This is a genomic window from Shewanella sp. SM69, from assembly GCF_025653985.1.
Lineage (GTDB): Bacteria > Pseudomonadota > Gammaproteobacteria > Enterobacterales > Shewanellaceae > Shewanella > Shewanella oncorhynchi.
On sequence record NZ_JAKKRV010000013.1, the window covers coordinates 142,223 to 156,486 of the forward strand.

Annotated in this window: 9 protein-coding genes and 1 rRNA gene; 3 read left to right on the forward strand and 7 right to left on the reverse strand. The window is 47.1% G+C overall.

Going from position 1 to position 14,264, the window contains the following annotated elements:
• The first annotated feature begins 149 nt into the window (after positions 1–149).
• Positions 150–2,684 carry a penicillin-binding protein 1A gene (locus L5M37_RS17160; protein ID WP_263201345.1) on the forward strand — a complete coding sequence of 845 codons (2,535 nt, stop codon included), beginning with the start codon at positions 150–152 and terminating at the stop codon, positions 2,682–2,684.
• A gap of 100 nt (positions 2,685–2,784) precedes the next feature.
• Here L5M37_RS17160 and argH read toward each other — a convergent pair whose 3' ends face one another.
• The 5 genes from argH to argC form a co-directional block, all read right to left on the reverse strand.
• Entirely contained in the window at positions 2,785–4,152 is a 1,368-nt protein-coding gene (gene argH / locus L5M37_RS17165) for an argininosuccinate lyase (protein WP_263201346.1), read from the reverse strand.
• A gap of 108 nt (positions 4,153–4,260) precedes the next feature.
• Positions 4,261–5,499: an argininosuccinate synthase gene (locus L5M37_RS17170; RefSeq protein ID WP_173496126.1), complete on the reverse strand. Its 1,239-nt coding sequence runs from the start codon at positions 5,497–5,499 to the stop codon at positions 4,261–4,263.
• Positions 5,500–5,559: 60 nt separating this feature from the next.
• Positions 5,560–6,465 carry an ornithine carbamoyltransferase gene (locus tag L5M37_RS17175; protein ID WP_263201348.1) on the reverse strand — a complete coding sequence of 302 codons (906 nt, stop codon included), beginning with the start codon at positions 6,463–6,465 and terminating at the stop codon, positions 5,560–5,562.
• A gap of 12 nt (positions 6,466–6,477) precedes the next feature.
• Positions 6,478–7,260 (reverse strand): acetylglutamate kinase, encoded by a 783-nt coding sequence (gene argB / locus L5M37_RS17180; RefSeq protein WP_263201350.1) that lies wholly within the window; start codon positions 7,258–7,260, stop codon positions 6,478–6,480.
• Between the two features lie 31 nt (positions 7,261–7,291).
• The gene (gene argC, locus L5M37_RS17185; protein WP_263201352.1) at positions 7,292–8,272 is read right to left on the reverse strand and encodes an N-acetyl-gamma-glutamyl-phosphate reductase; all 981 of its coding nucleotides are present in this window, start codon (positions 8,270–8,272) and stop codon (positions 7,292–7,294) included.
• Positions 8,273–9,158: 886 nt separating this feature from the next.
• Here argC and ppc point away from each other — a divergent pair.
• Both ppc and L5M37_RS17195 read left to right on the forward strand, forming a co-directional pair.
• Positions 9,159–11,828 carry a phosphoenolpyruvate carboxylase gene (gene ppc, locus L5M37_RS17190; RefSeq protein WP_263201353.1) on the forward strand — a complete coding sequence of 890 codons (2,670 nt, stop codon included), beginning with the start codon at positions 9,159–9,161 and terminating at the stop codon, positions 11,826–11,828.
• Positions 11,828–12,373, forward strand: coding sequence for a DUF1439 domain-containing protein (locus L5M37_RS17195; RefSeq protein WP_173248120.1), 546 nt, complete (start codon positions 11,828–11,830; stop codon positions 12,371–12,373). Before ppc ends, L5M37_RS17195 begins: the two co-directional genes overlap by 1 nt.
• Before the next feature lie 91 nt (positions 12,374–12,464).
• On the opposite strand, the gene L5M37_RS17200 is transcribed toward L5M37_RS17195, so the two are convergent.
• Together L5M37_RS17200 and rrf are read right to left on the reverse strand one after the other, a co-directional pair.
• Entirely contained in the window at positions 12,465–13,739 is a 1,275-nt protein-coding gene (locus L5M37_RS17200; protein ID WP_263201356.1) for a CinA family nicotinamide mononucleotide deamidase-related protein, read from the reverse strand.
• A gap of 312 nt (positions 13,740–14,051) precedes the next feature.
• Positions 14,052–14,167 (reverse strand): 5S ribosomal RNA (gene rrf, locus L5M37_RS17205).
• Positions 14,168–14,264: the final 97 nt, after the last annotated feature.

A 14,264-nucleotide genomic window follows, 5' to 3' on the forward strand; every position in this document is an offset into this window, starting at 1 on the left:
ATTAGCACAAAATCAACTTGTTATACTTACTTGTATCGAATGTTTCATCATTTTACAAATGCTATTTTGTGAGTCTCACGTTTTTACTTCACCAAGACGTGTGCGCCTTATATACTGTCGCACTTAACAGAACATTAGGATAAATTTTGGTGAAGTGGTTAAAACGTATTGTTATAGCACTATTCAGTCTAGCCCTTTTGGGCGTAGGCGCCATTGTGGCAGCATACTTTTATGTTTTGCCGGATTTACCGGATGTTTCAACACTAAAAAATGTGCAACTTCAAACACCTTTACGTATTTACAGTAGTGACGGCAAACTTATTTCTCAATTCGGTGAGAAACGTCGCATTCCACTAACGTTAGACGAAGTGCCAAAACCTCTGCTACAGGCGTTTATCGCAACCGAAGATGCCCGCTTTTATGAACATGGTGGTATAGACCCTGTTGGCGTGCTTCGCGCCGCATTAGTGATGTTGACCACTGGTGAGAAAAAGCAAGGTGCGAGTACGATTACCATGCAGGTCGCACGTAACTTCTTCTTAACCCGCGATAAGACTATTATTCGTAAAGTGAAGGAGATTTTTATCTCCTATCATATTGAAGAGTTGCTCACCAAAGATGAAATTTTAGAGCTCTACGTAAACCGCATTTACTTAGGCCAACGGGCCTATGGGGTTGGGGCTGCTGCGCAAGTGTATTTCGGTAAAAACGTGCAAGAACTCAGCTTATCTGAACTGGCCGTTATTGCAGGCCTACCCAAGGCGCCCTCTACACTCAATCCAATCACGTCACCTTCGCGTGCATTAGCTCGCCGTAATGTCGTCCTCATGCGGATGAATGAAGTCGGCTACATCAGCCAAACCGAATACCAAGCAGCACTACAAGAGCCATTGGTGGCCAGATATCATGGCGCTGAAATTGATCTCTATGCCCCTTATATTTCTGAAATGGCTCGGGATTACATGGTACAGAAGTACGGTGAAGAAGAAGCCTATACCAATGGCTACAACGTCTATACGACTATCTCATCGGATCTACAACTTAAAGCTCAACAGGCACTGCGTAATAACGTCTATGCCTATGATGAACGTCATGGCTACCGAGGTCCTGCTGCCGTGTTGTGGACGGACGAAAAACCTGAACCTGCTCAAATCAAAACTGAACTAGCCAAGATTGCTTCAGTACAAGAATTACAACCCGCCGCAGTCATCAGCATTGCAGATCAGCAAGCCAACATAATGACCGCCAAAGGCGAAACTAAAGTCATTACTTGGGATGGATTGAAGTGGGCACGTAAATTTATTACTGATAAGCGTCAAGGCAGTGTACCGAAATCAGCTTCTGACATACTCAAGGTCGGCGAGCGTATTTGGATCCGTGATAACGGCCAATATTTGCAACTATCGCAAGTACCAGAAGTCGCCAGCGCAACAGTATCACTCGACCCCAAAAATGGTGCTATTCGCACTTTAGTTGGTGGTTATAGCTTTAGCCAAAGCCAATACAACCGAGTGACTCAAGCGAAACGTCAATTAGGTTCGAATATTAAACCTTTCATCTATGCCGCAGCATTAGAGAAAGGCTTTACCTTAGCGACCCTCATAGACAATGCGCCAATTAATAAACCCGATATCAGCCAAGGCACTGCATGGCGCCCTAAAAACTCACCCGATATCTATGGCGGCCCCACTCGTTTACGTGTGGGTTTAGCGCAATCTATTAACGTTATGTCTGTGCGTGCAATGCGACATGTCGGACTCGACGAAACCATTGCTCAACTCGTTGAATTTGGTTTTGATCCTAACGACTTACCTCGCAACGAATCGATTGCATTAGGTTCGTCTTCAGTCACGCCATTGCAAGTAGTTACTGCATTTAACGTATTTGCTAACGGCGGTTTCTTACTCGAACCTTTCTATATTGATCGCGTAGAAGATGCTTACGGCAATGTTATCGAAAAAGCGAACCCTACATTGGCCTGTAAGCCTAGCCAAAGTCTTAACCAACCAGTTACACCGAGCGATCCTGTGGCGTTCAGCGTAAGTGGAGACTCTAGTGCTGAACCTAGTGCCCCCGTTGCGCAGTGTTTCGATCAAACCGGTCGCTACGCTCCGCAAATTATTTCAGAGCAAACGGCATTCCTCATTACCGAAGCACTGAAGAGCGTGATCTGGGGCGGCGGCGATTGGAGTAAAGGCACGGGTTGGCAAGGTACGGCTTGGCGCGCGGCAAAATTGATTAAGCGCCATGATATTGCAGGTAAAACGGGTACCACAAACGAATCGCGCGACACTTGGTTCAGTGGTTTTAGCCCAGTCATCACTAGCACTTTCTGGGTCGGTTTCGACGATCACGGTCGCCAACTGGGCAGAACCGCATGGAATGCAAACGGCGAAAAAGATCAGATAACTGGCGCCGAAGCGGGTGCGAAAACAGCAGGTCCAGGCTGGAACGAGTTTATGAACAGTGTCTTACAAGGCACTCCTGAGACAACCTCGATTCCGCCAGAAGGCATAGTTTCGGTACGCATTGATTTAGCGACGGGTAAACTTACTCGAAAAACCGACTATACCAGTGCGTTCGAGTACTTTATTTCAGGTACAGAGCCGAAGGAATACATCAGCGAAACTCAGGATGAAAACAATTTATTCATCGATGCACCAACCGATGATTTATTCCAATAAACAAATGCTAAAAATTCATTACCACTAATTGTGGCCCAATAAAAAACGCGACCTAATGTCGCGTTTTTTATTGGCTTGAATTGTGGATTTGAATAACTCGCTAACGTACTTTCTTGGCCGCAATCGCCTGCTGAATTTGTGGCAATGCAGTACCACCGAGCACGTCACGTTTCGCTAAACAAGCTTCAATAGTCAGGTTTGGATAGACATCATCTTCAATGATAGCGGCAAAAGTTTTTAATTCGGCCAAGGAGAAATCCTCAAGCGGAATTTGCTTCGCTATCGCAGCAACCACGACTTCACCCACAACATGGTGCGCCTCACGGAAAGGCATGCCTTTAGACACGAGATAATCCGCAAGCTCAGTAGAATTTGCATAACCTTGCTGTGCCGCTAACAGCGCATTAGGGCGATTGACCTTCAAACCTGACAACACTAACGCCGCCATATCGAGGCAAATTGCCCAACTATCGACCACGTCAAACAGGCCTTCTTTATCTTCCTGCATATCTTTGTTGTACGCCAAAGGTAGCGCTTTCATCGTAGTGAGAATGCCCACTAAGCTGCCATAAACCCGGCCAGTTTTGCCACGGATAAGCTCTAATGCGTCTGGATTTTTCTTCTGTGGCATCAGGGATGAACCCGAAGTTACTTCATCACTCAGGGAAATAAAATTTGCCTCACCCGAGTTAAAGAAGATCAGATCTTCGGCCATACGGCTCAAGTGCATCATGCTGATCGATGCCGTTGAGCAAAGTTCTACCACGTGGTCTCTGTCTGACACACTGTCTAAACTATTGAGCGTTGGCGAGGCAAAATTAAGCGCAGCAGCCAGTGCATGTCTATCTATTTTATAAGCAGTGCCTGCTAATGCTCCAGAACCTAATGGACAGGTATTCGCGCGAGTTAACGCATCGACTAAACGGCTGATATCCCGCTCAATCATTTCCACATACGCTAAACACCAGTGGCCAAATGTCACAGGTTGCGCGCGCTGCAAGTGAGTATAACCCGGCATTACCGCATCAAATTCACGCTCAGCCAACGCCAGTAATTCAGCATGTAAGCCTTGAAGGCGCGCGAGTAATGCTTTGCCTTCGGATTGACACCAAAGCTTTAAATCGGTGGCAACTTGATCGTTACGGCTACGACCAGTGTGGAGTTTTTTACCGAGATCGCCCACTTTGGCAATCAAGGCCGACTCGACGAAACTGTGAATATCTTCGGCGCCCGAGGCGAGAATAATCGCTGGATCGCCCTGCACTTCCACCAGCAGCTCATTGAGTGCTTTTTTCAAGTTGCTGCATTCAGTGGCCGTGATAATTCCCACGCTAGCAATCGCATCCGCCCAAGCGATAGAGCCGACCACATCCTGTTCGAACAGGCGATAATCCACAGGCAACGAATCGTTGAATAATTTGAATAGCGCGCTCGTTTCGCCCTGAAATCTTCCACCCCATAAAGCCATGCTAACTCCCCTTACTCACTGCTGATTTGAAATCGACTCATCTGAATCAAAAACTAAATCAAAACCTAAAAACAAAAAAGGGCGCTAGGCGCCCTTTTAAACGACCTATTACTTAGACTTTACATCATTAGCGTTGAGTGCGCGGATGCGGCTCGCTAATGAGTACAGGCGGATAAAGCCTTCTGCATGTTTTTGATCGTACACTTGATCTTCACCGAAGGTGGCAAACGCTTCAGAGTACAAGCTGTTAGGTGAACGCTTCTTCACCGCCGTCGCTTGGCCTTTGTAGAGTTTAACCACGACTTCACCGTTCACTGACTCAGCCAATGACTCAGATGCTGCCAACAGTGACTTACACAGTGGCGTGAACCAGCGGCCGTCATACACTAAATGCGCCATTTGTGCGGCAACTTGCTCACGCCAGTTACGGCTAGTCTTGTCGAGTACAAGCTCTTCAATCGCACGTAGTGCTGCGAACATCACAGTGCCGCCGGGTGTTTCATAACAGCCACGAGACTTCATGCCGACTAAACGGTTTTCAGTGATGTCGATACGACCCACACCGTGTGGCGCAGCAATCGCGTTTAATGTCATCAGTGCAGCATAAGGCGTTAGGGCTTCACCATTCACTTTAGTAATACGGCCATGTTCTACTTCTAGCGACACATATTCAGGCTTGTTCGGTGCATCTTCAGGATCGGCAGTCAGTGTCCATACGCCTTTGCTTGGCTCGTTCCATGGATCTTCTAACTCACCACCTTCATGGGAAATATGGAAAGCGTTGGCATCACGGCTATAGATTTTAGTCGCTGACGCTGACGTCTTGATGTCACGTTCAGCTAAATAGGCCAGCAGATCTTCACGGCTCTGCATAGTCCATTCACGCCATGGTGCAATCACTTTTAAATCAGGTGCTAATGCGGCGAAGCAACCTTCGAAACGAACTTGGTCGTTACCTTTGCCGGTACAACCGTGGCACAGAGCATCGGCGCCCACTTTACGAGCCACTTCAACCTGCGCTTTAGCAATGATAGGACGCGCCATTGACGTACCCAGTAAATAAGTGCCTTCGTAAATCGCACCGCTCGCAATCGTTGGGTAGATATAGTCTTTAACGAATTCTTCTTTTAGATCGACGATATGACATTCAGAAGCACCTGAAGCTAAGGCTTTTTCAGTCAAGCCAACCAGCTCTTCTTCGCCTTGGCCAACGTCGGCGCAAAATGCGATGATTTCACAGTTATCGTAGTTTTCTTTTAACCAAGGAATAATGGCCGAGGTATCTAGACCACCTGAATAGGCTAAAACCACTTTTTTCACGCCAGTATTTTTTATCTCGATAGACATCTTAAATTCCTATGACTCGTTTCTCACCTAGGAGAAAACAGGCTGCTAAACAGGGTTAATTTAACTAAATAAGGTTACCAGTACCGCATTTTGGGCATGCATCCGATTTTCGGCTTGTTGCAGAATTAAGGATCCTGCACCGTCCATCACTTCATCTGTTACTTCTACACCACGGTGGGCGGGCAAACAATGCATAAAAAAGTTAGCGCCCGCTTTCGCCATCAGAGCTTTGTTTACTTGGTATGGTGCAAACTTCGCTTTGATATCCGACAAAGGCGTTGGATCGCCCATTGAAATCCAAGTATCAGTATAAATAGCGTCGTGACCTTCAATCGCATCGATATCTGAAGTCAGCACTATCTTGCCGCCATATCGTTTGGCGAGCTCTTGCACTTCTGCCACTACGTAGCCATCAGGAAAGTGACCCGCAGGGCAGATCACTGTCATGGTGGCACCGAGAATAGCCGCACAGTACATCAGCGAGTGAGTGACATTATTACCATCACCAACATAAGCTAATTTAGCTTTACTGACATCCTCAAACTGCTCTGCCAGTGTTAAAAAGTCAGCTAAGGCTTGGCAAGGATGATAAAGATCCGACAGCGCATTGATCACGGGCACAGAGCCGAACTCGGCTAATTGTTCGATAGTGGTGTGTGAATAGGTTCTCGCCACAATTGCGTCGGCCCAACATGACAGGTTAGAAGCAAAGTCAGCAACCGATTCCCGTTTTCCCAGTTCACCATTTTGCTGGTCTAGGTATAAACAGTGGCCACCGAGCTTATTAATACCGATATCAAAGCTAACGCGTGTTCTGAGTGAGGGCTTTTCAAATAACATCACCACACTCTTGCCATCCAGCGTATGACGATACTCAGCCGGATTGGCTTTGATCGTTTTTGCCAAGGCAATTAGATCCTGTAACTGCTGCTGGGTTAAGTCTTTTATCGATAGTAAATGCTTCATAACCTACTCCACTTATGGTTGGATTTGTGTTCCTACGGCTTCACCTTTTGCTAATGCGATTAATTGGCTTGCATCACGCCACGAGGCAACTTGTACCGCCTGCCCCATCCACTGTGCTACTTCGAGCGCAGCTTCAACTTTGACCTTCATTCCCTTTTCGATCACACCTTGCTTAACAAGGTCTGCTATCTGCTTGCCATTTAAACTATGGATGAGCTGGCCTTTACCATCGAGCACCCCAGAAACATCCGACAGCAGCACTAACTTGCCGCCCACTAATTTAGCTAAGGCCGTCGCCGCTTGGTCAGCATTGACGTTAAGCATTTGACCATCGTCCATCATGGCGATAGAGCTACAAATCGGCATCCAACCTTGCTCGAGGATAAACTTAAGATAAGTGCCATCGTTTGGCGTGACTTCGCCAACAAGGCCTAAACGCTCATCTTTAATCTTAGCCGAAACAGTATTGCCATCGGCAAGACTCATACCCACACTCACAATGCCAGCCTTAGTCGCTGCGCCTTGAAGGATTTTGTTCGAAGTGCCAGCAAGTGCGCCGGCAATAATCGGCATTTGCTCTGACGGAGTCACACGTAAACCTTCTAACTTGACGGTCTCCATACCATTAGCCGCTAACTGCTCATCCACCAGACAGCCGCCGCCATGTACCATCAACACTTGCTGACCATTGGCTAACATAGCCGCAGCCGTATCCATCAATCGCGCCATCCCCATTTCACATTGCAGCAGCGCGCCGCCCACTTTAAGCACTAATACTGAGTTGTTTGTAGACATCTTGACGACTCTCTTAAATAAGGATGAACAATTAAAGGTTAAAATGAATCTTTATGCATTGCAGCGCTTGGCTGGCAGCACCTTTCATCAAGTTATCGATGGCACTGGCTACCACTAAGTAACCGCTATTCTCATCAAACTTCCAACCTAAATGGCAGTTGGGTGTCAGCACCACATCGTCCACTTTCGGGAACTGATTGTGCTTTACAGTTACCAATGGCGCCTTGTCATACACACTATAGGCCGCGGCCACATCGGCAGTCGTAGTGCCTGGTTTTAGCTGCACGGTAATGGTCGCTAAAATGCCACGCTTAAAGTTACCAAGGTGCGGGGTAAATATCACTTCTTGGCCAAGCTGAGTGGCGATCTCGGGTTGATGCCTGTGGCCTAATACGCCGTAAGGTGTCAGGCTCACTTCACAAAAACTGGTGTGTAACTGCGCTTTACGGCCCGCACCTGTTACGCCGCTCACGGCATTGATCACCGGATAAGCCGATGTCAGTAAACTCGCTAGCGGTTTTAACGCTGTCAATGATGCGGTCGGGTAACAACCTGGCACGGCAATCATCTTAGTCGCAGCGATTTCTTTAGCATTCCATTCGGCAAGGCCATACACGGCTTTGGCTAAAACTTCAGGATATTCATGCTCAAAGCCATACCACTTCGGATATTGCGCCACATCGCTAAAACGATAAGCACCGCTTAAATCGAATACCGCTAACCCTTGGCTATAAAACCAAGCCGCTAAATGCAGGCTCACCGAGTGCTCAGTCGCTAACACCACGGCATCGGCTTCGGCAACGATTTTTACCTTAGCTTCATCGGACAATGGCGACAGCGTTAATGCGATATGGCTATAGCTAGGATACAAATCCGCTAAAGGTTTACCTTTATCTAAACTGTTTTCAGAAACATACAACCCCTGAATCGTCAGTTCTGCTTCTGCATGGATTAAAGCGGTCAGTTGCGCGCCTGTGTAACCACTGGCACCAATAATGGCGATATTTTTCATGTTTTTTGTCTTATTTAACCGAATCAAAGAAACTTAAAGAGTAGATGAATAGCTTACACGCAACCGCGCATATCTATGATGACAAGACTATCGTCGCAGGAAATCGTAATAGGTTGTTATTTTATTCACTGTCAGGCTAATACTGTGCATCATGATATTCACTCTACAGGTCACAGGGGGTGACTCATCTCAACTGATGGCTAGACTACCACAAAGATCTACTTATGCAATATATGTGAATATATATTTTTAATTTATTTCATCTTTTAAGCTCAAACTGGGATATCGAAGACACGCCTCCCATTCAGCTAACTCGTTAATAACACAGTTATCCAGGGTCAACATGAGTCAAAATCAGTCCTTTTCATTAACAGCTAAGATACATGTCTGCAAAGCATAAAATGATGCACTTCATATTCACTTGCACTAATCATCAAAAAATATTGCGTGACTTCGCATTTCTATTGAATATTCTTCATCAAATACCGTGATTGGTTGCATATCGGATAAGCCAGTCGTATAAGTTATAAGTTCTGCTGTTGACCATAGCCCCAAGTGATAGGTATTGTGCTAACGGGCTATATACCCAAGCTACCTGAAGATACGAGTTTCAGAGCGCCTAGGGTGCTTCGATTCAAGGCGCATCAATGAAAGAATGTCGGCCACCTTTTAAATTGATGCAACACGGAAGTGGAGTGCCCTAGGTGCTCCGTCCCGGCGGGTTTTAACGCACTTTATGCTGCGTTGGTTATTTTTAACTTAGCCCGCTAGGCCTGCAAATAAATGCCTTGCCTAAAGTGCGTTAAACTCCCGCTAAATCCTGCATCTTCAGGTTGTTTGGGTATATGCACAGCGGAATTTTCATGTTTTTCTATTCGGAGTAACTATGTCAGTAACCATGGCAGACAATATGACAGATATGTATGCGTCATTAAGATCGAACGTGAGTATGTTAGGCCAAATCCTTGGCGATACTATGCGTACCCATCTTGGGGACTCTTTTCTTGAGAAGGTTGAACAGATCCGTAAGCTTGCCAAAGACTCACGCCGAGGCGATCAAGCCGCCAGAGAGCAAATGCTCGAGTTACTGACAGCTTTGCCAGACGAAGAATTAGTCCCTTTTGCAAAAGCTTTTAACCAATTTCTTAATTTAGCTAACTTATCTGAGCAATTTCATACTATTAGCCGTAATTGCGACGAACTTGTCTGCGTGCCAGACCCGGTGGAACAACTCCTAGGACGCATGCTCAATGGTCGTGTCGACCAAGCTAAAATGCTCGACTGTCTAAAAACACTGGATATCGATCTGGTGCTAACAGCGCACCCCACTGAAATTTCCCGTCGCACCCTGATCCAAAAATACGCCGCCATTGTCGACTGCTTAACAGAGCAAGAAAACGACCAACTGTCGGATAGAGAACGTCAACAGATCAATCTGCGCCTGCGCCAATTAATCGCGCAAATATGGCACACCAATGAGATCCGCCGCGAGCGCCCCACTCCAGTGGATGAAGCCCGCTGGGGATTATCCACCATTGAAGAGTCACTCTGGCATGCGGTGCCTGACTTCTTAAGACAACTTAACGACCGAGTGCAGCAACGCACAGGGCAGCAATTACCGATTGATATCGCGCCAGTGCGCTTTTCAAGCTGGATGGGCGGCGATCGCGATGGCAACCCGTTTGTTACCGCAAAAGTCACCCAAGAGGTGCTCGACCGTAACCGCCATGCTGCCGCCAGATTATTCTTAAAAGATATCGTGCTGCTGGTCGGTGAACTGTCGATGGAAGAAGCTAATGATGAGTTAAAGGCTTATACCAATAACAGCTGCGAACCTTACCGCCACGTGTTGCGCTCACTTCGTCAAAGACTGCGCGATACCATAGATTATTTAAATGCGCGCATCGAAGGCCACAATCCTGAAATCGATAAGTCGAGCCTGATTTGGCAAGAAAGCGATCTCAAAGCGCCGCTAGAAATGCTCTATAAGAGTTTAACCGACTGCGGTATGCGCTTAATTGCCAACGGTTTATTGCTCGACATTCTCCGCCGTCTCGCCTGTTTTGGCATTCATATGCTCAGGCTCGACATTCGCCAAGACGCCAGCCGTCACAGCGATGTGCTCGCCGAGTTAACCCGCTATCTCGGCATGGGTGATTTCAATCATTGGGATGAAACCGAGAAACAAGCCTTCCTATTACGCGAACTCAGCAACCGTCGGCCACTGATCCCAAGTAACTGGCACCCCTCGGCCGATGTGGCCGAAGTGCTTAATACCTGTCGTTTGATTGCTCAACATCCGGCTAAAGCTCTCGGATCCTATGTGATTTCGATGGCGGGTAAACCATCAGATGTCTTAACGGTTTTACTGCTACTCAAAGAAACGGGCTGTTCGCACCCAATGCGTGTGGTACCGCTGTTTGAAACCTTAAGTGACTTAAACAACGCCGCGGCCTGTATTACCGATTTGCTCGATATCGACTGGTATCGTGGCTATACCAAAGGCATGCAAGAGGTCATGATTGGTTACTCTGACTCTGCCAAAGATGCTGGTGTCATGGCGGCGGCTTGGGCTCAGTATTACGCCCAAGAGCAGTTAGTGGCGGTCTGTAAACAAGCAGGCGTCAAGCTTACGCTATTCCATGGCCGTGGTGGCAGCATTGGTCGCGGGGGGGGTCCTGCACACAAAGCAATCCTATCGCAACCACCAGGTTCAGTAGATGGCCGCATTCGTGTGACTGAGCAGGGCGAAATGATCCGCTTCAAGTTTGGCTTGCCAAAACTCGCGGTTCAAAGCTTGGCCCTGTATACCTCGGCCGTATTGGAAGCAACCCTATTACCACCGCCAGAGCCGAAGCAAGAATGGCGCAATTGCATGCAACGTATCGCTGAAGAATCAGTGGGTGCTTACCGTGGTATAGTGCGTGATGAACCTGATTTTGTGGCTTATTTCCGCGCGGCAACGCCAGAAGTGGAATTAGGAAAACTGCCACTCGGCAGCCGTCCTGCCAAACGTCGTGTCGATGGTGGGATCGAAAGTCTGCGAGCCATTCCATGGATTTTTGCTTGGTCGCAAAACCGTTTGATGTTACCCGCATGGCTCGGCGCAGGTGAAGCACTACAAGCCGCCAGTGAACGTGGTGAGATGGGCTTACTGCAAGATATGGAGCGGGAATGGCCTTTCTTCAGCACTCGCATTTCAATGCTGGAAATGGTCTACGCCAAGGCGGAACCTAATTTGGCACGCTACTACGAAACCTGTTTAGTACCTAAGGACTTGCATCACTTAGGCGAAACCTTGCGCCAACGCTTAGATCTGGGCATTAAAGTCGTGCTTGAGCTGACAAAATCGGATAGTTTAATGGCGCATACACCGTGGAATCGCGAATCAGTTAAACTGCGAAATCCGTATATCGATCCATTAAACTTCTTACAAACCGAGCTATTAGCGCGGACACGTAAGGAAACAACCGAAACTCCTGCGTCTGAACATGTACAGTTAGCGCTAATGCTGACCATTGCAGGTGTGGCAGCGGGTATGAGAAACACTGGTTAATGAAAAAACTTTCCCGCACGATTTGCTTGGGACTGACTGTACTGCTTGGCGGCTGCGTCTCGCAGTACAGTATCAGCGAGCATGAAATGGAGCAGTACCTCAGTAAAGAGATCCATTTTGAGATTAAACAAGGCAATCAATTAGTTGGCGCAGAAGTACGCATTAACGACATCAGTGTCAAGCTAGGTGCAAAACCTGACACTATGAGCGTAAGTGCCGCAACTCAAGTATCAATTAAGAATCCGATCTTTCCATTGAGTGCCAAACTCACTACGACTTTCGAAGCCAAGCCTTGGTATGACAGCGCAACGCACAGTGTCTATCTGCGCCAACTCGAATTAGTCAAAGTGGAGTCAACGCCCAAGGATATTGAAAAAGCGATTAGCAGTGCCACGCCGCAGGTGATGGGTTATCTAAGGCAATTCTTAGAAAACCAGCCTGTGTATGTACTAGATACCAAGGACAGTAACCAAGCACTGATGGCAAAAATGACCGAAAGCATTCAAGTTGCCCCAGGCAAATTAGTGCTTAAGTTCACTAAATAATCTGCCATTTTTGTATCTCTGTAGAAGTTAAAATGCTCCCTCGGGAGCATTTTTGTTGGCTGGCATAAATGGATATATACCCGTATAAGAGTTACTTACTGAATCGCCCAATCGACTGATAATCGACGATCACAGCTTCAGCTAAAAGCTCACGTCTTAGCATATCGTAAGCCACAGCAGCACTTAAACTGCGTACCAGATCCCGCGAACGTCTCGGTAGTTTAATCATCTGACTATAAACACCGCCGCGAGTTGCTAAAGCGATCGCCACAGTGCCCACAGGTTTCTCATCTGTGCCACCATCGGGCCCCGCAATTCCACTGGTTGCTAGCGCATAATCACTGTCTAAAATTTGCCTTACCCCCTTAGCCATTTCTTCCACAGTCGCAATAGAGACAGCACCATGATCATCTAAGGTTGAAGGATTAACACCTAACACGCGAACTTTAGATTCATTACTGTAAGTCACTAATCCGTGCTGTAAGTAAGATGAACTGCCAGGGAAATCAACTAACTGACTGGTGATCATGCCGCCAGTGCAAGACTCGGCAACGCTTAAGGTCAAGCCTGAGTTAAGCAGCTTATAATGAATTTCTTCGGCAAGAGTGGCTTTATCTTCCGCCACAACCGCAGTACCCAGCACCATTTTGATGTGCCCAGCGACGCGAGGTAATACCGCAATCGCCTTCTCGCCACGGGCGAAAATCTTAATCTCAATATGCGGCATGGAAGAGCGGTAACCAATAGTAATGCCTTCTGGCAGCTCTAGCGGTTCTAACTTATCTGCCAAAGCGGACTCACCTTGGCCTATGGTCAATAGTTTCTTTAAGGCAACCTTAGCATCAAGGTTAAACTCTTCGCGAATAAAGGGAACAAACTGCTCTGTAACCATGTGCTTCAGCTCAAAAGGCACACCAGGCGTGAAGAATAACCAAGCGCGATTAAGTTTAACTCTAAAGCCACAAGCGGTTCCCACTGGGTTATCAACCATCACAGCTGAGGCTGGAAGCATAGCTTGCTTGAGATTACTTAAAGGCATTTCACGGTTATTACGGGTAAACCACTCCTCTAAACGCTCACGCCACTCCGCATTCTCAACCAATGGTTCGCCCTTCGCCTTCGCCATCGCTAAAGCAGACATATCATCACTCGTCGGCCCGAGACCACCATTAACGAGAATCACATCTGCATGTAAGCTACGTTCTTGGAAAACCGCAATCAGATCCTCGAGGCGATCGCCGACGGTTACTCGACGCTGGATCTCGACACCATGCTCCATCATAGTACTGGCAAACCAAGCGGCGTTGGTATCAACAATCTGTCCCGCCAACACCTCTTCCCCAGTGCAAATCATCTCTAACTTCATCTCAGATCCTTATCTACCCCAATAAATTAAAACATAAGGTAAGTAACCGCTTAACTAATAGCAATAGCTAGGCTCGATCGAGAACTAAGATAGCTGTAGCAAAATCGGAGCATTGACAAAATAACCGAACAAATAATCGACAACCATTACTTATTATTGATGTCATGAAGAGTGAAAGAGAGTGTTAAGGAGAGAAAAATAGGAGGAAAACTGACTAATTGAATAGACACTAGGCTGGATTTCACAAATTACAGACGCAAAAAAGCCAGCTTATTCAGCTGGCTTGGTTACATCTCAATGAGATAATTAGGCGCTTGGCGATGACCTACTCTCACATGGGGAGACCCCACACTACCATCGGCGCGTTTGCGTTTCACTTCTGAGTTCGGGATGGGATCAGGTGGTTCCACAAGGCTATTGTCACCAAGCAAATTCTGTTTATTACCGTGTCCATCGCTGGCTCACGCTAATAATAATTCGGAAAGCTGATTTGCTTTGTTTGAGTTCAAACTTTATCAAGTATCT

Excerpts from the sequence above, each read along its gene's own strand:
- L5M37_RS17200 (WP_263201356.1), bottom strand. The coding sequence starts at position 13,739 with ATGAAGTTAGAGATGATTTGCACTGGGGAAGAGGTGTTGGCGGGACAG.
- ppc (WP_263201353.1), top strand. The coding sequence starts at position 9,159 with ATGTCAGTAACCATGGCAGACAATATGACAGATATGTATGCGTCATTA.
- L5M37_RS17195 (WP_173248120.1), top strand. The coding sequence starts at position 11,828 with ATGAAAAAACTTTCCCGCACGATTTGCTTGGGACTGACTGTACTGCTT.
- L5M37_RS17170 (WP_173496126.1), bottom strand. The coding sequence starts at position 5,499 with ATGTCTATCGAGATAAAAAATACTGGCGTGAAAAAAGTGGTTTTAGCC.
- argB (WP_263201350.1), bottom strand. The coding sequence starts at position 7,260 with ATGTCTACAAACAACTCAGTATTAGTGCTTAAAGTGGGCGGCGCGCTG.
- L5M37_RS17175 (WP_263201348.1), bottom strand. The coding sequence starts at position 6,465 with ATGAAGCATTTACTATCGATAAAAGACTTAACCCAGCAGCAGTTACAG.
- argC (WP_263201352.1), bottom strand. The coding sequence starts at position 8,272 with ATGAAAAATATCGCCATTATTGGTGCCAGTGGTTACACAGGCGCGCAA.
- argH (WP_263201346.1), bottom strand. The coding sequence starts at position 4,152 with ATGGCTTTATGGGGTGGAAGATTTCAGGGCGAAACGAGCGCGCTATTC.